This window comes from Halotalea alkalilenta DSM 17697, from assembly GCF_000621205.1.
Lineage (GTDB): Bacteria > Pseudomonadota > Gammaproteobacteria > Pseudomonadales > Halomonadaceae > Halotalea > Halotalea alkalilenta.
The window spans coordinates 1-22,199 of the sequence record NZ_JHYY01000036.1; the positions used below are offsets into that span (position 1 = coordinate 1).

Below are 22,199 nucleotides of genomic sequence, written 5' to 3' on the forward strand. Positions count from 1 at the left end.
CCGAGTCGAACCACGGCCTCACCGCCGCCGCTCGATCCCTCGACTGGCGCCTCCTATTGCCGAGGTGGAGCTAGACCTTGGTGCGTAGGGCGCCGCTCGGGAGGAACGGGGTGGGTGATGATGCCGCGTTGGACTCGGTTCTACTTCCGTTCGTGCCCCTCGATGCCGCCTCGCTTCCCCAGGATGCTCGGATAGCCGGCGAACGATGAGCCGGTGGCTAGCGTGGTGATTTCGAACTCGGCACTACGCTTGCGAGCGCTGCGGTGAGCAGGGGGAGTTTGGGCAGCGAACCGATCACCCGCCCGACGTCCGAGATTGACGGGTGGCCGGCGAGAAAGCGTACCAGCGCATCGCTGGGGCAGCGTTCGAAGAGTTGGCAGAAGAGTGCGGCGGCGTCGGGGGGATGACGCTCCAGCGCGGTCATGAAGATGCGGTCGAGCGCTGCGATAGCGCGTCGTGACGGGGCCGGTCGGGGCGCTTCTCCGCGTGACAGGGCGCGAGCGCAGTGATCGCTCCAGCGCTGGATGGCGTGGAAGGCGTATCCGGTCGATGCGCGCATGGCGCCGGCATAGGCGCCGGCGAGGATGTGGCGGCCGCCGGCGCGGCTGGATTTGCCGCTCGGCGGCGCCATCGGCAGGCTGCCGTGTTCGTGGCGCAGGATGCGGTAATCGCCGTCGAGCAGCTGGTTGAGGTAGCGGTGCAGGGCTTGTTCGAGCAGATGGGGGTCGCTTGCCGGACGGGCGAAGCGAGTCCATTCGAACAGTGTCCGGCCGGGCGCGATGGGCAAGCGATAGAGAAAATCGAGCTGGTCGGTTTCGGCGATCTCGCTTTTGATCGAGAAGTCCATCAATGTCGGCTCTGCGTCCTCGAGGCGCGGCGACGACACTTCCAGCCCGGCGAAATCCTGCCAGCGCCAGGGTGCCACCAGACGCGCCGGGCGGGGCAGGGTATCCACCACCCAGCGCCCTCGCAGCCGCGACCCATTCTCCAAGCTCACCTCCAGGTGGCTGCGGTGGGCGTCCACTCCCGCCACCCGGCCGACGCGCCGCTCGATGTGCGCTGCTGCATCGATGCGCGACAGGCAGCTCGTATAGAAGCATCCGGCGTCGATCATTTCGTAGGGGTAGTCGGCGCAGTCGAACTCGATCTCGCGCCCGATATCGCGCAGTCGTAGCGTATGCCACTGGGTGACCAGGCAGTGGGAGAACGGATGCGGTTCGATCCGCCAGCCGCACCAGGTGCGGTCGTTGACGTAGCGACGTCGCGCTTCGATCAGTATCACCGTCGGCGAACTGGGCTGGCTCGCCAGGCGGTAAGCGAGCGAAAGCCCGGCGCAGCCGCCGCCGAGGATCAGTACTTCGGCATCGAGGTTCATTCCGGCGCTGCTGCGCATCCCGGCCTGTCCGCGATCACACGGTGCAGCAGGGGATCATGGGGTACGCCGCGCGGACGTATGCCGCGGCGCCCGAGCGCATCGCTCAGCGTGCAGCGCAGCTTGCCGGCGATGCCGATCCGCATGCGTCCCTGCCACCAGTTGTGCTGGGTGGCGGCGAGTTCGAGACCGATCTGGCGATAGACCACCGCCGCGATCCTGATCGCTACCCGGTTGCGGCCTGGTATGGCTTGGATTCCCTCGGCGGCGCTGGCGTAGTAGCACTCCGCCAGTTCGAGCAGCCTCGCCATGGCGCTGGAGACGATGGCGCGAATCTTCGGCTCTTCACGTCCGGCGAGCATGCGCTCGGGCGACAGCCCATCGACCCAGCTCGCTGGCAGGTAGCGGCGCCCCATCGCTGCGTCTTCTGCGATGTCGCGCGCGATGTTGGTCATCTGCATGGCGAGTCCCAGATCGACGGCGAACGGTTGCGCATGGCGAGGCGCGTCGACCAGCGGCGCCATCATCACGCCGACGCTGCCCGCGGCTCCATAGCAATAGCGTATCAGTTCGGCGCGATCCTCGATCAGCGCCGGGCGCTCGGCGTCCGAGATCATCGCCGAGACCAGGTGGTCCGCCGCTTCTAGGTCGACACCGCGACGCTCGGCGAGCTGGTGGAGGACGATCGCCAGCGGATCGGTGGGCGCTGCGCCGCCGGCCAACTCCCGGCGTATTCTGGCAAGCCGCGCCAATGCGGCCGGCCGGGCGGTGGGCTCGGATTCGTCGGCGAGATCGTCGATGTGACGGCAGACCGTATAGAGCCGGGCGGCATCCTCGGCATCGCGCTTGGGCATCAGAAGGCTTGCGAAGCGAAACGATTTGCCGTGTCGTCCGAGGGTGGCCAGGGCATCATCGGCATCCGTTCTGTCTTGGTCGTTCATGATGCCTCCGGCAGCAGTTCACCGACCAGCTTGGCGCTCGACAGGACCCCCGGCACTCCAGCGCCAGGGTGGGTTCCTGCACCTACGAGGTATAGATGCGCGAGACCCTCGGCGCGATTGTGAAAGCGAAACCATGCCGACTGCCTGAACCGCGGCGCGATCGAAAAGCCGCTGCCATGCCGGCTCAGGTAGCGCTGCTCGAAGTCCAAGGGGGTCATCGAGAACTGCACGGTCAGGCTCTCCCGCAGGCCCGGCAGCAGGGTGGCGTCGAGCGTCGCGATGATCCGCTCGGCGAAGCGCTCCTTCTCGGCGTGCCAGTCGACGTTGCCCAGCAGGTTGGGGACCGGCACGAGCACGTAGAAAGCGTCGTGGCCTGCGGGAGCGAAACTGGCATCGGTGGCGGTGGGACGATGCAGGTAGAGCGAGAAATCGGGCGTGAGCCTGCGGTGAATGAAGATGTCGTCGAGCAGGCCGCGGTAGCGCGGGCCCAGCGAGATGGTGTGGTGGTCGATCTCGGGCCATTGGCGGTTGGTGCCGAAGTAGAGCACGAACAGGCCCATCGAATAGTCGGCGACGCGAAGTTTCAGCCTTGCCGACGGCGCCACCGCATCGAGCATTTGGGTGTAGAGATAGGTCGGGTCGACATCGCTGATCACCTCGTCCGCCTCCAGGCGCTCGCCGTCCTCGAGCTCGACGCCAATGGCGCTGCCGTGGCGTACCAGGATGCGCCGCACGGTGGTGCCGGTACGTACCGTGATGCCTTGTCGTGTGATCAGCGATGCGAGTGCATCGACCAGCGCCCCGGTGCCGCCGCGCGGGAAATGCACCCCCCATTTGCGTTCGAGATAGAGGATCAACGCATAAATGCTGGTGGTGCGAAACGGATGGCCGCCGACCAGCAGTGGGGAGATGGTGAACGCCTCGCGCAGTTTCTCATGCTGGATATGGTCGGCGACCAAGCCCCATACGCTCTTGTAGCTACGTAGCTTCAACAGCGCCGGCACCTGCGCGGCCATGGTGGCGAAGCGATCGAAAGGGCGTGCGGCCAGCTGCTCGAAGCCGAGTTCGAATATCTCGCGCGACGTTTCCATCAGGCGGTGATAGCCCTCGACGTCTGGCGGAGAGATCCTCGCGATCTGTGCCTCGGTGCGGCTCAGGTCGTTACCGTAGGCGAAGCGATCGCCGTCGGAAAACCGAAACGCATACCAGGTATCCAGGGCGATCATCTCGAGCGAATCTTCCAGTCGCTCCCCGAACAGGGAGAACAATTCCTCGATGAGGAAGGGCGCGGTGATCACCGTCGGTCCGGCATCGAAGCGATAGCCCTCGTGCTCGAACACCTGGGCGCGACCGCCGAGCCGTTCGCAGCGCTCGATCAAGGTGACCTCGTATCCTTTGGCGCGGGCCCTGAGCGCCGCCGCCATGCCCCCGAAGCCTGCGCCGATCACCAGCGCTCGGCTCATGCGGACGCTCTCTGGCCGGTGCGATGCAGAGCCCTGGCCGCCAGTTGCCGCACGGCGCTCTTCAGTCCGCCGCCGACGTCGTGCGGCAGCAGGTCCGCCTCTGCGCTCGCTTGGTCCAGGCATCGATGCAGCAGCGTCATTGCGTGTTCCTTGGCACTGCCCGACAGCTCTCGTTCGAAACAGCGCACCAAGTTTCCGTTGCCCCGCTCCGGGTCGAGTGCGACGTCCTCATCGTAATCGTCGAGGTCGTCGAGCAACTGATAGGCGAGGGCGAAGCGCTCGCAGGCGCGGCGAGCGAGCGGCTGCGCTTTGTGTTCTCCCGCCACCATCAAGGGCAGCTCCAGCGCCAGGGAAAAAAGCGGTGCCGTCTTGGCGCAGGCCGCGGCAATCGAATGCTCGAGCGTGGGATTGGTAGTCGATCGTGATGCCGACAGCTGGCCGTGAATGGTCGAGGTGATGGCGCGGTGGATCAGCTGCAGCAGCGCCGCCAGAGGCAAGTCGGCACGTTCGAGGCGTGCGGTCATCGCATATGCCGCGCTGATGAACAGATCGCCCAGGCAGAGCGCCGTGTCGTCTCCGAAGGCATGGTTCACGCTGGGTGCTTCGCGGCGTGTCCGGGCGTGGTCGGAAAGGTCGTCATGGATCAAAGATGCACTGTGCAAAAGCTCGCAAAGCGCGGCCAACCGCAGTGCATCAGGCTCCTCGATCATCAGTTGCAGTGCGCAGCGGTGGGCGAGGCGGGCGCGAATCCTGCTTCCCCCGCCGTCGATATGATGAGTCAACGCAGCGACCAGGTGCCCACTGTCGATGGCTTCGGCACCCTCGTCGAGACCCATCCTCATGGTGGCCACGAGATCGTCTTCGAATTTCTGCAGCGGCGAAGGGCGGGCGGTTGCTCGCGCTGTCATCATGGCCTCTCCTTGACGGGTCTTCATGGGGGCTTCCCGCGCCCGAGCATGGATACAGCATAGCAGCGGCCCTGGAGACCAAACTTTCCCAGCTTAAATCAGCTTGTAGAGGAGGAGCATGAACGATAGGGCCCCATCAGCGTTCGTTCATTTATCTTGATCAGGTGAAGGCTGCCCCTTGCGTTCGATACGCAGATTCTTCAGCAGCTTATCGATCGGCTTGGCATAGATGAAACCGAAAGAGACGCAGCCCGTTCGGGTGTTCTTGACATGATGCAGCCGATGGGCCTGATAAATACGTTTCAAGTAGCCTTTGCGGGGTAAATAGACCGGTCCCCATCGGCGATGCACCAGCACATCATGCATGAGGAAGTAGATGGCCCCGTAGGCGGTGACACCGATCGCTATCCACCACATTACCCAGTTGTACATCCCGATGACGAACAAAATGATGGCGAGTGCGGAAAAGGCGATAGCAAAAAGATCGTTCTTTTCGAATACCTGGTCATGCTGTTCATGGTGTGATTTATGCCAGCCCCACCCCCATCCATGCATGATGTACTTATGAACGACAGTAGCGATGCATTCCATGGCCATTATCGTGAATATAATGATGAGCGCTGGGATCATCGCGTCGAGCAGAATCGGCATGGTGGGCTCCCGTACGAAGCATGCAGCGGCGGCAACTGGGATCGGATCGTTGCTAGGCGTTGTCGGTCCTTCTCATGGATCGAAAAGATGCCATAGACAGGCTGGTGCCGATGGCTTGGATTTACCATAGCCCAGCGGATGGTCTTTTTCCTGGCGCTGGATACCGGTGGGCTGGCTGCCGCTGGGCCGGCGAAGGCGCCGCGATTTGCGACGCCCTCGTCGATCCCGGGGCTGCTCGATCTGCTTCAGGCAACCGATGATAGCCCCGCTTTGCACGATGCCGCCGGTCAACGCTCGAGAAAGGCGAGCAGGTCCTGGTTGAGCCTTTCTTTGTGGGTGTCGCTCAGGCCATGGGGAGCGCCGGGATAGACGATCAGCTCCGCGTCGCTGATCAAGGCGGCCGAAGCACGTCCAGCGGGATCGATCGGCACGACCTGGTCATCGTCCCCATGGATCACCAGAGTAGGAACATCGAACCTGCGCAGGTCTTCGCGGAAGTCGGTGGCGGAGAATGCGGCGATCGAGTCGTAGGTATTCTTGTGCCCCCCTTGCATGCCCTGGACCCAGAACGAATTTATTAGGCCCTGGGAGGGCTGCGCATCGGCGCGGTTGAAGCCGAAGAAGGGGCCGGATGCCAGATCCAGATACAGCTGCGAGCGGTTGTCGAGCGATGCCTGGCGCAGGCCATCGAAGACTTCGATCGGAAGGCCCTGCGGATTGTCCGCGGTCTTCAGCATCAGCGGCGGCACGGCGCTCACGAGCACGGCTTTCTTGACCCGCCCGGTGCCGTGGCGGCCGATGTAGCGCGCCACCTCGCCGCCGCCGGTCGAGAAACCGACCAGGGTCACCTCTTTGAGGTCCAGCCGCTCGATGACGGCGGCGAGGTCGTCGGCGTAATGATCCATGTCGTTGCCGTCCCAAGGCTGGCTCGAACGCCCATGTCCGCGGCGGTCGTGGGCCACGACCCGATAACCTTGGGAGGCCAGGAACAGCATCTGGGATTCCCAGCTGTCCGAGTTCAGCGGCCAGCCGTGGCTGAAAGTGACGACCGGGCCGTTCTTGGGCCCCCAGTCCTTGTAGTAAAGCTGCACGCCGTCTTGGGTAGTGATGTAGTTGACGCTCATTTCGATGTCCTCGGGTGATGTGAGAGTCGCTGTGGCGCTTTGTGGATCGCCATCGCTAAGTCATTGCCAAGTGATGCCGGGATGGCAGTGCTCACTTTGCCGCTGTTTACTGTACGATTGGTGGCTTAAAATGCTAAAAAATTGATCAGGAGTATTTTCATGCCCGATCGGCTCGAGGCACTGCTCGCGCACTTCTCCGTCAGGGCGAAGACGTTCCACGCAGGCGCCCTGTGCGGTACCAACGACCTGCGTCCCGATGGGGACACTGGCCAGCTGCATCTGATCCGTGAAGGGGAGGTCGATGTCAGCCACGAGGGCGGCGTCGCGTTGCGCATCACCCGGCCCAGCCTGCTGCTCTACCCCCGGCCGATGGCGCATAGGTTCATCACCGATCCAGCGCGCGGAGCCGACTTCGTCTGCGCCCGGTTGAGCTTCGACGCAGCGGCCGCCAATCCGATTGCCGCGGCACTGCCTGCGTTCACCTGTCTTCCGTTGGATGAGCTGGAGGGTGTCGAAGGCGTACTGGCGCTACTGTTCGATGAGGCGTTCAAGCGCAACTGTGGTCGCCAAGCGATGGTCGACCGGCTGTTCGAGGTGGTCCTGATCCAGATCCTGCGCCACCTGATGGAGAGAGGAGAGGCCCAGGTGGGCATGCTGGCGGGACTTGCGCATCCACGTTTGCGTCACGCACTGGTCGCCATCCACGAGCAGCCGGCGCAGCCGTGGTCGCTCGACGCCCTGGCGGCCCGCGCGGGCATGTCGCGCAGTGCGTTCGCCAACAGCTTCCGCGAGATCGTCGGCTGTACGCCCGGCCTCTACTTGCAGCGTTGGCGGGTAGGTATCACCCAGCAGCTATTGCGCCAGGGGCGTCCGCTGAAGCTGATCATCCATGACGTTGGTTATGCCAGCGAGGCCGCACTGTCCCGGGCCTTCAAGGCGAGCAGCGGCTTGTCCCCACGACAATGGCGGGAAATGATCGAGCGAGTCGCCTAGTCGACGCTTTTGCCACGACGTACAGCTCGGGCGACGGGCCCGAGCGTCTGCGCACGACCATGCTTTTAGACCAAGGTCTATGCCCGTGAGAGCTGGGCTCCCGAGGCGTTAACAAAAATACAATGGTTATCATTTAGAATATATTTTAGCTTCCGCCTTGCCATGCGGCACCCTCGGTGACGGGCCAGGTATCCGAACGGGTATCGGCCCGCTCGATGCAGGGTTTCAGGGATGTGACAGGGATAGGAAGTTTTTCATGAAAATTAGAATTCTGTGGCCAATCGTCTCCTTGGCCTATCTGCCCGCGGCCCAGGCTCAGGAGGGGGAGACTCCCCAGCGCCTCGACGAGCTGGTGGTCAGCGCGACGCGTACCGATACCGAAGCGCGAGACTCCCCGCAGGTGGTGACGATCATCGATCGCGAGCAGATCCAGCAGCAGCTAAACATCACTTCGGACTCTTCTCAGGTATTGAGCAATCTGCTGCCCGCCTTCTCACCCAGCAGGCAGAAGATGAGCGGGAGCGGCGAGACGTTCCGCGGACGTGCACCTTTGGTGATGATCGACGGCATCCCGCAATCGAACCCGCTGCGCCCCACCGGGCGGGAGATGCATACGGTGGATTTCTCGATGCTCGAGCGCATCGAAGTGATCCATGGCGCCAATGCCAGTAATGGCGTAGGTGCGACCGGGGGCGTGATCAACCTGGTCACCCGGCGCCCGGCCCCCGGCTCTTTCAATCAGCATTTCAGCATCGAAGCCACCACGCCGACCTCCCAGCTCAAATCCGAGACCATGAGTTACAAGACGACCTACGGTGTCGACGGTAATTCGGGCAATCTGGACTATCTGTTCTCGCTCAGTTACGAGGACCAGGGGCTGTTTCTCGATGGCCGAGGAGATCCCGTCGGTGTGGATAACACCCAGGGTGATGTGATGGACTCGCGCAGCTACGATGTCCTCGGCAAGTTGGGTTATTGGTTCGACGAGAATCAGCGACTGCAGTTGAGCATCAACCGTTATCGCATCGATGGCGATAATGACTACCTCAGCGTGACAGGGGACAGGGAGGCCGGTATTCCAACGGGCTCCGTTCGGGGAACGCCTCCAGGCAAAGCGCCGTTCAACAGCGTCTGGACGACGGGCCTGACCTACGACAACTATGACTTCTTCGGCATGTCGCTCACGGCCATGGTCTACTACCAGGACTATGAAGCACTGTTCGGCGCCGACAACTCCGGATCGTTCCAGGATCCTAACATCGCCCCAGTGGGTACGCTGTATGATCAGTCCCGTGCGGTGACATCCAAGTATGGCACCAAGGTGGCGCTGACCAACGATAGTCTTTGGCAGGATCGAGTCAAGCTCACGGTTGGCTTCGACACATTGTTCGATGATTCCAAGCAGGACCTTTGGGGCACCGGCCGCACCTATGTACCCGAGGTTTCCTATACGGATCTTTCCCCATTCCTCCAGGTTGAATTTTCACCGATCGACACCCTCAAGCTTTCCGCCGGCGCTCGCTATGAATATGCCCGACTGAAAGCCGATGACTATCGCACCACCTGGGCTGCCAACAATGTCGATGTCGACGGTGGAAAGCGCAGTTTCAATGACACACTCTTCAACTATGGTGCGGTGTGGAGGCCCATCGAGCCATTGAGCTTCTTTGCAAGCTATGCGGAAGGCTTCGCGATCCCCGACGTGGGCCGCGCGCTGCGGCTGATCAATACCGACGGCATGTCCTTCGGCGATTTCGATGACCTTCGCCCGATCGTCACCGACAATATCGAAGCCGGCGTGCGTTTCGAACGCGGACCGTGGGATGCCGAAGTCAGTTACTACAAGTCCTCCTCGGACTTGGGTAGCCGGGTCGATCGGGTTGGCGATGCCTATGTGACGCGTCGACAGAAAACCGAGATAGATGGTGTCGAGGCATCGGTCGGTTATCGTCTGTCAGAAGCGCATCGATTCTCCTTGGCTTATTCCTACATGCGTGGCCGTTACGACAGCGACAACGATGGAAGTCTCGATGCCAAGCTCGATGGCTTGAATGTTTCGCCTAATAGACTGATTGGTAGCTGGGCGGCGAATTGGTCACCGCAATGGTCCTCTTTCGTTCAGGCGAACTATGCTTTCGATCGTAGCTTCGATGACGCGAACAGGGAGTTCGATGGCTATCTATTGATGGATGCCGCGGTGGGTTATAAGTTGTCAACGGGAAGAATCAATGTCGCATTGGCCAACTTGTTCGACAAGCAATACATCACCTATTACTCCCAAAGTGCATTAGTCGAACCCCGGCGGTACTTCGCTGGTCGTGGAAGGACGCTGACGGTGGGATATTCCGTAGACTTCTGAAGTTCGTCCTTTATTTATAGTCATTCTGGCGCATGGTCGAGAGATTCTTGCGCCAGCTCATTGCTCACGCGCCGACTCATCGTAGAAGGAGCGGATTTCATTGGAAATGCTGACACGAATAGCGGCGATATCGACCAGGCGGTCTGATGTCGCTTAGGCACGCAGGACGCCATTGCCCCAACCCGTTCGTCCCGAGCGGCGTCCCACTCGCCGAGTCTTCGAGCCGGCATCGCGTAGGGGGACGCCTGTCGAGGGACCGGGTTCGGCGCCGGGGATTGTGGTTCGACTCGGCTCGTTCCTCGCCGGCTCACCACGAACGGTGGAATGGGTCGTCCTCGCCGGCTCACCACGAACGGTGGAATGGGTCGTCCTCGCCGGCCGTCCGAGCATCCCGAGGAAGCGAAGCGCATCGAGGGGCACGAGCGGGGAAGCGCCGTCCGTTCGTCAGCCCGCTTGGACATTCGATGTCATCGATGAATGAAGCAACTGCCATCTCCCTAATGGCTACTACGGAGCAACCATGAACGACCCTGATCGCACCGCTGTATCTCGTGTGGTGAGCGAGCTGGCCGCCTCGCACGCTCTACTCAACTGCTTGATCAAGGAGTTCGCACTGCCGGAAAACCGCCTGAGCTATGCCTGGCCGTCGGAGATGAACGGCATCGCGCCGGGCAGCTACCTGGAGGGTATCGATTGGAAAGGTCTTCCGCTGGTGATCGAACTGCCCTGCGAGCGCGAGTTCTTCGTCATGGTCGACCGGCACGATACGCTCGGGAGCCAGCGCTACCTCTCGGACGTCTATTCACGCAGCAACGGTGGTCCCTGGAGCTGCCCGTCATTTTCCGAATTCGTCGAGCAGCTGCTGTGCGCCTGCCAGCATATGGCGGATGCCGAGAACCACGAGCTGCTGGAGCAGATCCTGCAAAGCCAGCACCTAACAGCGGCTATCGTCGATCACAACCTCCAGCCGCGGCGCGATGATCCCCTCAGCGACTACATCGCAAGCGAGCAAGGGCTGTGGTTCGGTCATCCGAATCATCCCGCGCCCAAGGCACGCCTATGGCCGGCCGAGCTCTCGCAGCAGGCCTATGCGCCGGAGTTCCGGGTCAGCACGCACCTGCACCTGATCGAGGTGCCGCTGGATGGGCTGCGTATCTCGGCCAATGAGCTGAGCGACGCGCAGGTACTGTCTGGCTTCGCCGACCAGCAGCTGGCGCGGCCCGGACACGCGATTCTCTGCCTGCACCCGGTACAGGCGCAGCTGTTCCTGGATGATCCCCGCGTGCGCCCCTTGGTGGCGTCGGGCGGGATCATCGATCACGGTCGGCGCGGTGCGCGGGCCTGCCCGACGGCGTCGATGCGGACTTGGTACGTCGACGGGCACGACTACTTCATCAAGGGCTCGCTGAACGTGCGCATCACCAACTGCGTACGCAAGAACGCCTGGTACGAGCTGGAAAGCGCGCTGGTCATCGACCGATTGTTCCGGCGCCTGCAGCGGCTGCACACCGCGACCCTGGGCGGGCTCACGGTGGTCGCCGAGCCCGCGTCGCTGAGCTGGGCACCGGCGGCGTCCGGGGCGGATGACGACCATTGGTTCCGCGAGCAGACCGGCGCGATCCTGCGTGAGAACTTCTGCCTGCGCACCGGCGCCGACTGCAGCCTGATGGCCGGCACGCTGTTCGCTCGCGACGAGCAGCTGAAGCCGCTGGTGCACGACTTCCTGGGTCGCTTCAAGCGCAGCGCGCCCAGTGATGGCCAGCTGCTCGAGTGGTTCGATCGCTACCAGACGCTGCTACTGCGTCCGGTGCTTGCGCTGTTCTTCAACCACGGCGTGGTGATGGAGCCGCATTTGCAGAACTGCGTACTGGTCCACGACAACGGGCGCCCCGTTCAGCTGCTGCTGCGCGATTTCGAAGGGGTCAAGCTGACCGAGGAGAGGGGAGTCCACCAGCTCGACGAAGACCTCCACCCTCGCGTCCGGCGATCGCTGAGCTACTCGCGCAAGCAGGGTTGGCAGCGCATCAGCTACTGCCTGTTCGTCAACAACCTGTCCGAAGCGGTGCTGGCCTTGAGCTGGGAGCGACCTCACCTGGCATCTCGGATGTGGCAGCGGGTGGCGAAACGGCTGGTCGATATCCGCAACGAACTCACCCGCGCCGCGCCGGAGCTGGACGCGCTGATCGCCGGTCAAGCGATTGCGTGCAAGACCAACCTCAAGGTTCGCCTGGCGGCGCGGGCCGATCGCCATGCCGGCTATGTCGAGCTGTCCTCGCCCTGGGCTGGGGAGGTGTCCCATGGATAGGCTGCCGGCTGCCGTGCGCGATGCCATCGAGGCACAGAGGATGAGCGGCGGGGATCCGCTGGCGATGTTCATCTATGACCTGGACGCGCTGCGCCAACATATCGAGCGGGTGATGGCGGCGCTGCCCGCCGGCGTCGAGCTGTACTACGCGATCAAGGCCAACAGCGAAGCCCCGATCCTGGCCACGCTGGCGCCATGGGTGGATGGTTTCGAGATCTCATCGGGCGGCGAGATAGAGCGGGTACGCGACTGCCCGACGCCCAAGCGCTTCGTCTTCTCTGGTCCCGGCAAGCTGGATTCCGACCTGCGCGCGGCGATGCGCCACGATGTCGAAGCGATCCATGTGGAGAGCCTGAACGAGATCGAGCGCCTGCAGCGCCTGGCCCGTGAGGCTGGAAGAACGCAGGCGGTGTTCATCCGGATCAATCCGCAGCTGCCGCCTTCGCTTTCGACCAGGTTGGCGATGGCGGGGACGCCGACGCCGTTCGGCATCGACGAGTCTGACCTGGCGCAGGCAGTGCGCCAGGTCGATGCCGCCAGCCACCTGCGCCTGCAGGGGTTCCACGTGCACGCGATGTCGCACCAGCTGCAGGTGGAGCGCCATGAGCGCTTGCTGGAGGTCTATCTGCAACGCTGGCGGCAGTGGAAGGCGCTGTCCGCTCAGCCCGAAACGATCACCCACCTCAATGTCGGTGGCGGCATCGGCGTCGATTACCTAAGCGATGACCAGTTCGACTGGCAGCGGCTGTGCCGCCATCTCGGCCGGCGCCTGGCCGAGATCGACGACGCGCCGCTGGTGCGCTTCGAACCGGGCCGGTTCATCACCGCCTTCTGCGGTTACTACGCCATCGAAGTGCTGGATACGAAGGTAAGCCACGGCACGCGCTTCCTGGTCTGCCGTGGCGGTACCCATCAGTTCCGCCTGCCGGTGGCGCAAGGGCACGATCATCCGGTGATCCACCTACCGCAGCGACCGGTCGCCGCGGAAGCCCCAGTGCGGCGGTGGACCGTCGTCGGCCAGCTCTGCACACCCAAGGACGTGTTGAGCCGCGACCGCCCGCTTGCCGGCATCGCCGTCGGCGACGTGCTGGCGCTGCCGCTGGCCGGCGCCTATGGCTACAACATTTCCCACGCGGATTTCCTCTGCCATCCACGGCCGACCCAGCTGTTCCTTCAAGCAGGAACGTCGCAAGGCCCAAGCGTGCGGAGCCTTTGATGATCGCGGCACCGCGCTGGCTGGTGGTGGTCAACGTGCTCCTGGGCACGGTCACCGTCAGCCTCAACAACAGCGCGCTGAACCCGGCGCTGCCCGCGTTCATCCACGCTTTCGAGCTAGGTCCGCTGATGGCGACCTGGATCGTCGCGGCCTTCATGGTCAGCATGGGCATGACCATGCCGCTCACCAGCTTTCTGAGCCAGCGGATTGGACGCAAGCGCCTGTATCTGTTGGGCCTGGCGCTGTTCGTACTGGGCTCGCTGGCGGGGGCGGCGGCGACCTCCATTGCGCTCGTGATCGTTGCACGGGTGGTCCAGGGCATCGCCAGCGGGCTGATGATTCCCCTGGCGCTGGCGATCATCTTCGCCGTCTACCCCAAGGGCGAACGCGGCCGCGTTACCGGGCTATGGGGCGCTGCGGTAATGCTCGCGCCGGCGCTGGGTCCGCTCTGCGGCAGCCTGGTGCTGGAATGGTCGGACTGGCGCTGGCTGTTTCTGCTCAACGTTCCCATCGGGCTGCTGGCGCTGCTGATCGGGTTCGCGGTGCTGCCGGCCGCCGAGGTGGGGGAGCGAAAACCCTTCGATGGGGTGGGCTACCTGCTGATCGCCGGCGGTATCGGTCTTTTGATGATCGCGATCGGCAGGCTGCAGCGCGCCGAAGCGCTGGCGGACCCGCTCAACCTGGCCATGCTGCTGGCCGCGGCGCTCTGCCTCTGGGCGTTCGTGCACTGGGAGCTGCGCCGGCCGGTACCGCTGCTCGAGCTGCGGGTCTTCACGCTCAGGGGCTACCGGCTCAGCGTGATCATCGCCGTGGTGCAGTCGGTGGGTATGTTCGAATGCCTCGTCCTGGTGCCGCTGCTGGTGCAGATGGTGCTGGGCCACAGCGCCATCTGGACCGGCCTGGCACTGCTATGTACCGCGGTGTTCGCCAGCCTCTTCGGTCATCTCGGCGGCCAGCTGCTGGATCGACACGGGCCGCGCGGCATCTTGACCGTCGGCCTGATGCTGACCGGTGCCGCTACGCTAGCGCTGGGTATGGCGGGCAGCGAAGCGGGCCTTGCGCTGGTGCTGGTACTGATGGCGATACGCGGCGCGGGCCTTGGGCTCTCCTACATACCCGCCACCACCGCCGGGCTCGAGGTGCTGCCCGAGGCGCTGGTGACCCAGGGGGCGGCGATGAACAACATCTCGCGGCGCTTGTCGTCGTCGCTTGCGATCGTGCTCGCCTCGCTGTGGCTGGAGCTGCGCATCGACGGCGATGCGGGGTGGGTCGCGCAGCACGCAGCGACTGCCACTGCGGTGAGCGAAGTGTTCATCGCCACCGGCATCCTGGTCCTGCTCGCCTTGCCCTGCGCCTGGCGTTTTCCCGTGGCGACCCCGGATGCGGCCCGCGAAGCGGCGCTGAAAGGCGTCGAACAACGTTGACTGGAGAAACCGATATGACCACCACCACCTCACGGGCGATGCCTCGAGCATCCGCAGCCATGCCCAGCCACCCCTTGGCCAATGTCGACCCAGGGCTCCACCGCCAGGTCGAGCAGCGCGTGGTCGGCCAGCTGCTGCAGACGCTTTGCTATGAAGCGGTGCTGGCGTATCGCCACGAGCCGGTGGACGAGCATCTTCATCGCTTCATCCTCTCCGGCACCGACGAGCGGCAGGAGATCGTCGAGTACCACTGCAACGGGCTGCGCAGCGACAGCTTCGAGCTGATTCGCCTCGACCCGACCAGCCTGGAGCGGGTCGACGCCCGCGGCGAGCGCAGCCGGCCCTCGCTTCACCAGGCGCTGTCGGAGCTGCTCGGTGACCTTCGCGACAGCGCGCATCTGCCGCGTTTCGTCGAGGAGCTGGAGCAGACGCTGCTGAAGGACCTGCAGGCGCGCAGCCAGGGTTACCAGCCGCCCGGCGCCGCGCACGAGCTGGACGTGGATGAGCTCGAGCGCCACTTCATGGATGCCCACGGCTATCACCCCTGCTACAAATCGAGGATCGGCTTCTCGCTGGCTGACAATCAGCGCTATGGCCCGGAGTTCGCTACGCCGATCGCGATCGTCTGGCTGGCGGTGGCCAGGTCCTGCGCTTCGTTCAAGCATTCGCAGCGGTTGGATTTCAACGCCTTCATCCAGCAAGAGGCCGGTGCGCAGCGCTGGCGGGAAATGGCGGCGACACTGGTGGACGAGGGACGCGCGATCGACGACTACCAGCTGATACCGGTGCATCCCTGGCAGTGGGAAGAGGTCATCGTGCCGGTGTTCCATGCCGAACTGCTCAGTGGGGAGATCGTCTACCTCGGCGAGTCGGAGGACCGCTACCAGGCGCAGCAGTCGATCCGCACCCTGGCCAACACGACCGACAGGCGGCGCCCGTACGTCAAGCTGGCGATGAGCATCACCAACACCTCGAGCACGCGCATCCTTGCCCAGCATACGGTGATGAACGGACCGATCATCACCGACTGGCTGCAGCGGCTGATCGCCAGCGACCCGACGGCGCAGGCGCTGGATTTCGTCATTCTCGGTGAAGTCGCAGGTGCCAGCTTCGACTACGCCCACTTGCCGGCCACCCGCATGGCACAGGCGTATGGCACGCTGGGTGCGATCTGGCGCGAGAGCATCCATGGCTATCTGCGCGACGGTGAACAAGCAGTGCCCTTCAATGGCCTGAGCCACCTCGAGAACCGCTACGCACCGGGTGCGAAGACGCCGTTCATCGACGCCTGGATCCGCCGCTACGGCCTGCTTGCCTGGACCCGGCAGATGCTGCAGGTCACCGTCTCGCCGATCATTCACATGCTCTACGCCGAAGGCATTGGCATGGAGTCCCATGGCCAGAACATCGTGCTGATCGTCGAGGATGGCTGGCCCCGGCGCATCGCGCTGAAGGACTTCCACGACGGCGTGCGCTATTCGCCCCACCACCTGGCGCGCCCCGAGCTGTGTCCAACGCTGGTGCCGCTGCCCGCCAGCCACGCCAAGATCAACCGCAACTCCTTCATCCTGACCGACGATGTCGATGCGGTGCGCGATTTCTCCTGCGACGCCTTCTTCTTCATCTGCCTGGCGGAGCTTGCGGTGTTCCTGCGCCAGCATTATCGCCTCGATGAGGCCCAGTTCTGGCGCATGACCGCTGAGGTGATCACCGATTACCAGAGCGCTCACCCGCAGCATCGCGAGCGCTTCGCGACCTTCGATGTCTTCGCGCCTTGCTACGAGGTGGAGGAGTTGACCAAGCGTCGGCTGCTGGGGGACGGCGAGCGCCGCTTCAAAGCGGTGCCCAATCCACTGTGCGCGCATGGAGGCAATGCATGCTGAGGCCCAATCGACTGAAGGCGAAGCTTGCGGCTGCAGAACCCGTCTATGGGCTGATCAGCTCGATTCCTTCCCCGGCCGCCATCGAGCTGATCGCCGAGGCCGGGTTCGACTTCGTGATCATCGATACCGAGCACGTGCTGATCAATCCGGAAACGGTGGAGAACATGATCCGCACGGCGGAGAGCTACGCCCTCACGCCGCTGGTGAGGGTGGCGAATCTCGATGGCAAGGCGATGCTGCGCCTGCTCGACGGAGGCGCCCAGGGCATCGTGCTGCCGATGATCGAGCAACCCGCGCAGCTGGCCGACGCCATTCGTGCCTGCAAGTACCATCCGCTCGGCCAGCGCAGCCTGAATGCCGGGCGTCCTGGTGCGTTCGGCAAGCACAGCCTGGCCGAGTACGTCGCCCGCGCGAACGAGCAGGTCATGGTCGTGGCGATGATCGAGAGCGCCACCGGCGCGCAGCGGGCCGCTGAGATCGCGTCGGTGCCGGGGTTGGACATGATCCTCGAAGGTGCGGCCGATCTGTCGCAGTCGCTCGGCATGCCGTGGCGCATCGACCAGCCCGAGGTCCAGCGGGCACTGACCGAGACCTGGCAGGCGGCGAGGCGTGCGGGCGTGCCTTATTGTGCGATCGCGCGCCAGCCGGACGATCACGCCCGTTGGGTCGAGCGCGGGGTGAAGAGCTTCGTGCTGGGAGACGAGCGCGGGATCGCTTTCCGTGCACTGCAGGCCAAGCTGGCTGCCACTTCGACAGGAGGAGAATGAACCAATGAATGCCACCGACATGGCCGCCCGGCAAGTGATGCAGGATCTGATCGACTGCCTGCTGGCGGAGGAGTTCTTCGCCAGCGCGCCGCTGCGGCTCGCCGACCCCGCGCAGTGGGAGGGAGGGCCCGGACGACCGCCTGCCTTCGCAGCCCTAGACCCGCAGCAGCGGATCTGGGAGTGGTGCTGCGACGAGCCTGAGCAGCGCTTCATCGTCGCCGCGCTGCGACCCGGTATCACCCAGTCGTGGGAGAAGGTCCCGGGCTCGCCGGTGTACGTACGCCATGGCGAACGTTGGCATGAGCTGAGCCCCGAGCGCTTCATGTCCTTGGTGCTGAAGGCGCTTGCGCCGCGCTACCCGGACAACGAGAAGGGACTGGCGCTGTTCATGGAGGTGCTGCGTACCAGCGTTCGGCAAACCGAGCTGTCGCTGGACCACCGGATCGATACCGGCGAGCTGCTGGAGCGGGACAACGCCGCATTCTTCCTGGCGATGGAGCAGTGGGCCTCGCTGCGCGACCGGCCCTATCATCCGCTGGCCAAGGCCAAGCAGGGCCTGACCGACGAACAGTACCGCCACTACCAGGCGGAGTTCGCAAGTCCGGTGGCGCTCCACTGGGTCGCGGTCGAGCGCGCTGTGCTGCAGTATGGCGATGGCGTGGCATCGCAGGGAGAGAGCCCCGCCGACTACCTGCTCAGCCCATCGCAGCAGGCCGCGCTGCATGCCGAACTGCAAAAACGTGGCATAGCCGAGAGCCACATCGCGCTGCCGGTGCACCCTTGGCAATTCGAGCAGGTGCTAGAGGCCCAGCTGGGCGAGGCATTCGAGCGTGGAGACTGCCAGCGGCTGGAGTTCAACGACGCGTCCTTCTATGCCACCCCGTCGCTACGCTCGATGGTGCGCCCCGGGCACAGCACCGATCAGCTCAAGCTGCCGATGGCGATCCACTCGCTGGGGGCTTCGCGCTACCTGCCGGCGGTGAAGATGGTCAATGGCTCGCTGAGCGAGGCCCTGCTGCGCCAGGCGCGCAAGCAGGACGAAGTGCTGGGCCAGACGCTGCACGTATGTGACGAAAGCAAATGGTGGGCCTTCATGCCGCCAGGGGCGACGTTGTTCGACGAGGCCCCGCGGCACCTGTCGGCGATGGTGCGCAGCTATCCGCCCGAACTGCTCGACGATCCAGCTTGCCGACTGCTGCCGATGGCGGCGCTGGGCTCGCCGTTGCCCGGCAGCGACCGGCATTTCTTCGACGACTGGCTGCAATATCGCGAACTGCCGGTCAACGCTTCGTCGGTGCTGGTGCTGTTTCGCGAGCTGTGCCACCGCTTTTTCGACGTCAACCTGCGCATGTTCCGCCTCGGCATGCTCGGCGAGGTCCATGGCCAGAACGCCGTGCTGGTGTGGCGGGCCGGACAGGTGCAGGGACTGCTGCTGCGCGACCATGACTCGCTGCGTCTCTACGTGCCCTGGCTCAAGCGTAACGGGATGAGCGACCCGGGCTACCGGATCAAGCAGGGGCACGCCCAGACGCTTTACCATGAGCGCCCCGAGGACCTGCTCTTCTGGTTGCAGACGCTTGGCATGCAGGTCAACCTGCGCGCGATCATCGACACCCTCGAGCAGCTCTATGGATTGCCGGCGGCGACTTCGTGGGCCGCGCTGCGCGAGGTGATGGAAGAGCGGATCGCGGCCATCGGCTTCGATGACGAGGCGCGCGAGATGCTGCATCATCGGCTCTTCGCCTCGCCGCACTGGCCGCTCAAGCTGCTGCTGCGGCCGATGGTCGAACGCGCCGGAGGGCCGGGCAGCATGCCGTTCGGCAAAGGGCAGGTGATCAACCCGTTTCACAGGATAGGCCGTGTCAGCTGATCGAGCGCATTCGTACTCCAGGCGTGGAACCTTTCGCCTGGCCATGGGCCTGCTGGCCTGGCGGCTGTTGGCGCCGACGGCGCAGGCCGCGCCACCCATGCGGGTGGTGACGCTGTTCCAGGGCGCGACCGACACCGCCGTCGCGCTGGGGGTGACGCCCTGTGGGGTAGTCGATTCATGGAGTGAAAAGCCCATGTATCGCTACCTGCGCGCCGCATTGGCAGAGGTGCCCCATGTTGGACTCGAGACCCAGCCGAGCCTCGAGGACATCGCGCTGCTGGCGCCTGACCTGATCGTCGCCTCGCGCTTTCGGCACGAGCGCATCGCAGTACTGCTCGAGCAGCTCTGCCCGGTGCTGATGCTCGATGAGGTGTTCGAGTTCGAACGGACCCTGCTGCGGATGGGCGCGGCGCTGCATCGGCGCCAGCTGGCGATGGATATCCAGGCCGGTTGGCGGCGGCGCGTGGCGCGGCTGCGTGAACGGCTCGCGCGCCGCTTCGCCGATGACTGGCCGTTGACGGTGTCGGTGCTGGATATCCGCGAAGACCACGTGCGCAGCTACCTGCCGGGCAGCTTCTCAGGGTCCGTGCTCGACCAGCTGGGCTTCACCTGGAGCGAGGCCAGCCGCGCTGCCAGCGGTGTATCGATCAAGCTCACCAGTCGCGAGAGCCTGCCGGTGGTGGACGCCGATATCTTCTTCGTCTTCCTGCGCGCGGATACCCCCTCGATGCAGCGCAGCTACCAGGCGCTGGTCGGTCATCCGCTGTGGCAGCGCCTGCGCGCGCCGCGGCGGGGGCGGGTATGGCAGGTCGATGGCGTGGCCTGGAGCCTCTCCGGCGGCATTCTCGGCGCCAATCTGATGCTCGACGATATCGAGCGGGTCGCCACCGCGGCCGTCGCCTCATGAGCGACGCCCGGACCTTGAGTATCGCGGCGGTGCTACTGCTGTGCTGTGGCGTACTGAGCCTCTCCTTCGGCGCTAGCTGGATTCCACCCTCCGAAGCCATGATCGCACTGGTGCGGCCCGATGGGATGAATCTCGACCATATCCTGGTGAACAGCACGCGGCTGCCCCGCACGCTGCTTGCCATCGTGGTAGGGGCCTGCCTTGCGGTCGCGGGTGCGCTGATGCAGGCGCTGACCCGCAACCCCCTGGCCTCGCCGGGGCTGTTCGGCATCAATGCCGGGGCCGCCTTCTGTTTGATCCTGTTCACCTCGGTGTTTTCGCTCTCCTCACCTGAGCAGTGGCTCTGGTGTGCATTCCTCGGAGCGGCCATCGCCGGCGGCCTGGTGTGGCTGATCGGCAATGCGGGGCAGGGCAGTCTCTCGCCGCTGCGCATCGTGCTGGCCGGTGCGGCGATGACTGCGATGTTCTCCGCCTTCAGCCAGGCGCTGCTGGTGATCAACCAGGACGGGCTGGATACGGTGCTTTTCTGGCTGGCGGGGTCACTGACCGAGCGCAGCTTGTCGACCGCGGCACCCCTTCTGATCTGCTCCGCGATAGCCCTTGGTGGGGCGTGGCTGCTGGCGGGACAGGTCAACGTATTGAATGCCGGCGTGCAGATCGCGGTCGGCCTGGGCCAGCGCACCGGCTGGATCCGGCTGCTGATCAGCGTATTGGTCGTCGCCCTGGCCGGTAGCGCCGTGGCGCTGGCCGGCAGCATCGGCTTCATCGGCCTGGTGGTGCCGCACATGGTGCGCAGGTTGCTTTCGGTCGACCATCGCTGGCTGCTGCCGGGCTGCGCTTTGGTCGGCGCGACGCTGCTGCTGTTGGCCGACATGCTGGCGAGGGTGGTGATCCTGCCGCAGGAGGTCCCCGTCGGGGTGATGACCGCTGTGTTCGGTGCACCGTTTTTCATCGCGCTGGTACGCCGGGGTGGCCGCTATGGCTAGATCGAGGATTCTAGTCCTGCGCCGTGGCGGGTTTTCCTGCCGCATCGAGCTCTCGACGCTCATGCGATTGATGATCGCGGCAGCGGTCACTGCGCTTGTGGCACTCGCCTCGCTGTGCCTGGGCAAGGTCGTGCTCTCGCCGCTGGCGGTATTGCGTGCGCTGTTCGGCGAGGGGGATCAGAGCCTGGTCTTCATCGTCGAGCAGCTGCGCCTGCCGCGCCTGCTGCTGGCGGCGCTGGTCGGCGCGGCGCTGTCGGTCTCCGGGTTGATCCTCCAGGCGATCATTCGCAATCCACTGGCCTCGCCGGACCTTTTGGGGATCACCAGCGGCGCCAGCGCGGCGGCGGTGCTCTACCTGTCTTCGTTCGCCGCGGTGCTGGGGCAGCGGTTCATCCCGCTGGCGGCGATGCTGGGGGCCGGGCTTGCGGTGCTCACGGTCTATCTGCTGGCCTGGAAGCAGGGCGCCTCGCCGCTGCGGCTGGTGCTGATCGGCGTCGGTATATCGGCGCTGTTGGCCGCTGCGACCACCTTCATGCTGGTGTTCAGCCCGCTGAGCACTACGCTTTCGGCCTACGTCTGGCTCACCGGCAGCGTCTACGGCGCCAATTGGGCCGAGGCGCGTGCGCTGGCCTTTTGGCTGCTGGCCCTGCTGCCGCTACTGGTCGTGCTGTCGCGCCAGGTGATGGTGCAGCAGCTGGACGACGGGCTGGCGAGAGGAATCGGGGTGCGGGTCGAGTGGCTGCGGGCCGCCTTGCTGATGGTGAGCGTGGCGCTGGCCGGCGCGGCCATCGCCTGGGGAGGCGCAATGGCCTTCGTCGGGCTGATCGCCCCCCATATCGCCAAGCGGCTGGTCGCCGCGGGCTTCGCCGGGCAGGCGGCGATGTCGGCGCTGAGCGGCGCAAGCCTCTTGATGCTGGCCGACCTGGCCGGGCGCACGCTGTTTTTGCCGTTGGACCTGCCCGCCGGTATCTTCGTCGCCGTGCTGGGCACACCGTTTTTCCTGTACCTGCTGATCAGGCAGCGTCATTGA

General features: G+C 64.5%; 17 protein-coding genes. 11 read left to right on the plus strand and 6 right to left on the minus strand.

Translation table 11 applies throughout. The annotated features are described in order from the left end of the window. Positions 1–217: 217 nt before the first annotated feature. The 6 genes from Q376_RS0107240 to Q376_RS21730 form a co-directional block, all read right to left on the minus strand. On the minus strand, positions 218–1,393 hold the full coding sequence (locus Q376_RS0107240) for a lycopene cyclase family protein (protein ID WP_027349762.1): 1,176 nt from the start codon (positions 1,391–1,393) through the stop codon (positions 218–220). After that, positions 1,372–2,313, minus strand: a complete 942-nt coding sequence (locus tag Q376_RS0107245; RefSeq protein WP_043446683.1) for a phytoene/squalene synthase family protein — start codon at positions 2,311–2,313, stop codon at positions 1,372–1,374. The genes Q376_RS0107240 and Q376_RS0107245 overlap by 22 nt, the downstream gene beginning before the upstream one ends. Further along, complete coding sequence (gene crtI, locus Q376_RS0107250) at positions 2,310–3,776, minus strand: phytoene desaturase family protein (protein ID WP_027349764.1); 1,467 nt, start codon at positions 3,774–3,776, stop codon at positions 2,310–2,312. Before crtI ends, Q376_RS0107245 begins: the two co-directional genes overlap by 4 nt. Beyond that, entirely contained in the window at positions 3,773–4,684 is a 912-nt protein-coding gene (locus Q376_RS23985; RefSeq protein ID WP_162177891.1) for a polyprenyl synthetase family protein, read from the minus strand. The genes crtI and Q376_RS23985 overlap by 4 nt, the downstream gene beginning before the upstream one ends. 147 nt (positions 4,685–4,831) lie before the next feature. Next, entirely contained in the window at positions 4,832–5,335 is a 504-nt protein-coding gene (locus Q376_RS21725; protein WP_211266617.1) for a sterol desaturase family protein, read from the minus strand. A 287-nt stretch (positions 5,336–5,622) separates the two neighbouring features. Then, positions 5,623–6,459 carry an alpha/beta fold hydrolase gene (locus Q376_RS21730; RefSeq protein ID WP_081803441.1) on the minus strand — a complete coding sequence of 279 codons (837 nt, stop codon included), beginning with the start codon at positions 6,457–6,459 and terminating at the stop codon, positions 5,623–5,625. Between the two features lie 159 nt (positions 6,460–6,618). Between Q376_RS21730 and Q376_RS0107270 the strand changes: the two genes are divergently transcribed. From Q376_RS0107270 to Q376_RS0107320, 11 genes are all read left to right on the plus strand, one after another. Next, positions 6,619–7,452: an AraC family transcriptional regulator gene (locus Q376_RS0107270; RefSeq protein WP_027349765.1), complete on the plus strand. Its 834-nt coding sequence runs from the start codon at positions 6,619–6,621 to the stop codon at positions 7,450–7,452. 256 nt (positions 7,453–7,708) lie between these two features. Beyond that, complete coding sequence (locus Q376_RS0107275) at positions 7,709–9,811, plus strand: TonB-dependent receptor (protein ID WP_027349766.1); 2,103 nt, start codon at positions 7,709–7,711, stop codon at positions 9,809–9,811. A gap of 520 nt (positions 9,812–10,331) precedes the next feature. Continuing rightward, the gene (locus tag Q376_RS0107280) at positions 10,332–12,116 is read left to right on the plus strand and encodes an IucA/IucC family protein (RefSeq protein ID WP_027349767.1); all 1,785 of its coding nucleotides are present in this window, start codon (positions 10,332–10,334) and stop codon (positions 12,114–12,116) included. After that, positions 12,109–13,332: a type III PLP-dependent enzyme gene (locus Q376_RS0107285; protein ID WP_027349768.1), complete on the plus strand. Its 1,224-nt coding sequence runs from the start codon at positions 12,109–12,111 to the stop codon at positions 13,330–13,332. The genes Q376_RS0107280 and Q376_RS0107285 overlap by 8 nt, the downstream gene beginning before the upstream one ends. Next, positions 13,332–14,756 (plus strand): DHA2 family efflux MFS transporter permease subunit, encoded by a 1,425-nt coding sequence (locus Q376_RS21735; RefSeq protein ID WP_043446688.1) that lies wholly within the window; start codon positions 13,332–13,334, stop codon positions 14,754–14,756. The genes Q376_RS0107285 and Q376_RS21735 overlap by 1 nt, the downstream gene beginning before the upstream one ends. 14 nt (positions 14,757–14,770) lie before the next feature. Further along, positions 14,771–16,639 carry an IucA/IucC family protein gene (locus Q376_RS0107295; protein ID WP_027349769.1) on the plus strand — a complete coding sequence of 623 codons (1,869 nt, stop codon included), beginning with the start codon at positions 14,771–14,773 and terminating at the stop codon, positions 16,637–16,639. Then, a complete protein-coding gene (locus Q376_RS0107300) occupies positions 16,633–17,406 on the plus strand; it encodes an HpcH/HpaI aldolase family protein (protein ID WP_027349770.1) in 774 nt (257 codons plus the stop codon). The genes Q376_RS0107295 and Q376_RS0107300 overlap by 7 nt, the downstream gene beginning before the upstream one ends. A gap of 4 nt (positions 17,407–17,410) precedes the next feature. Beyond that, entirely contained in the window at positions 17,411–19,276 is a 1,866-nt protein-coding gene (locus Q376_RS0107305) for an IucA/IucC family protein (protein WP_027349771.1), read from the plus strand. Then, the gene (locus Q376_RS0107310; RefSeq protein ID WP_027349772.1) at positions 19,266–20,183 is read left to right on the plus strand and encodes an ABC transporter substrate-binding protein; all 918 of its coding nucleotides are present in this window, start codon (positions 19,266–19,268) and stop codon (positions 20,181–20,183) included. The genes Q376_RS0107305 and Q376_RS0107310 overlap by 11 nt, the downstream gene beginning before the upstream one ends. After that, positions 20,180–21,169: a FecCD family ABC transporter permease gene (locus tag Q376_RS0107315; protein ID WP_027349773.1), complete on the plus strand. Its 990-nt coding sequence runs from the start codon at positions 20,180–20,182 to the stop codon at positions 21,167–21,169. Before Q376_RS0107310 ends, Q376_RS0107315 begins: the two co-directional genes overlap by 4 nt. Positions 21,170–21,230: 61 nt before the next feature. Beyond that, positions 21,231–22,199, plus strand: a complete 969-nt coding sequence (locus Q376_RS0107320; protein WP_245598916.1) for a FecCD family ABC transporter permease — start codon at positions 21,231–21,233, stop codon at positions 22,197–22,199.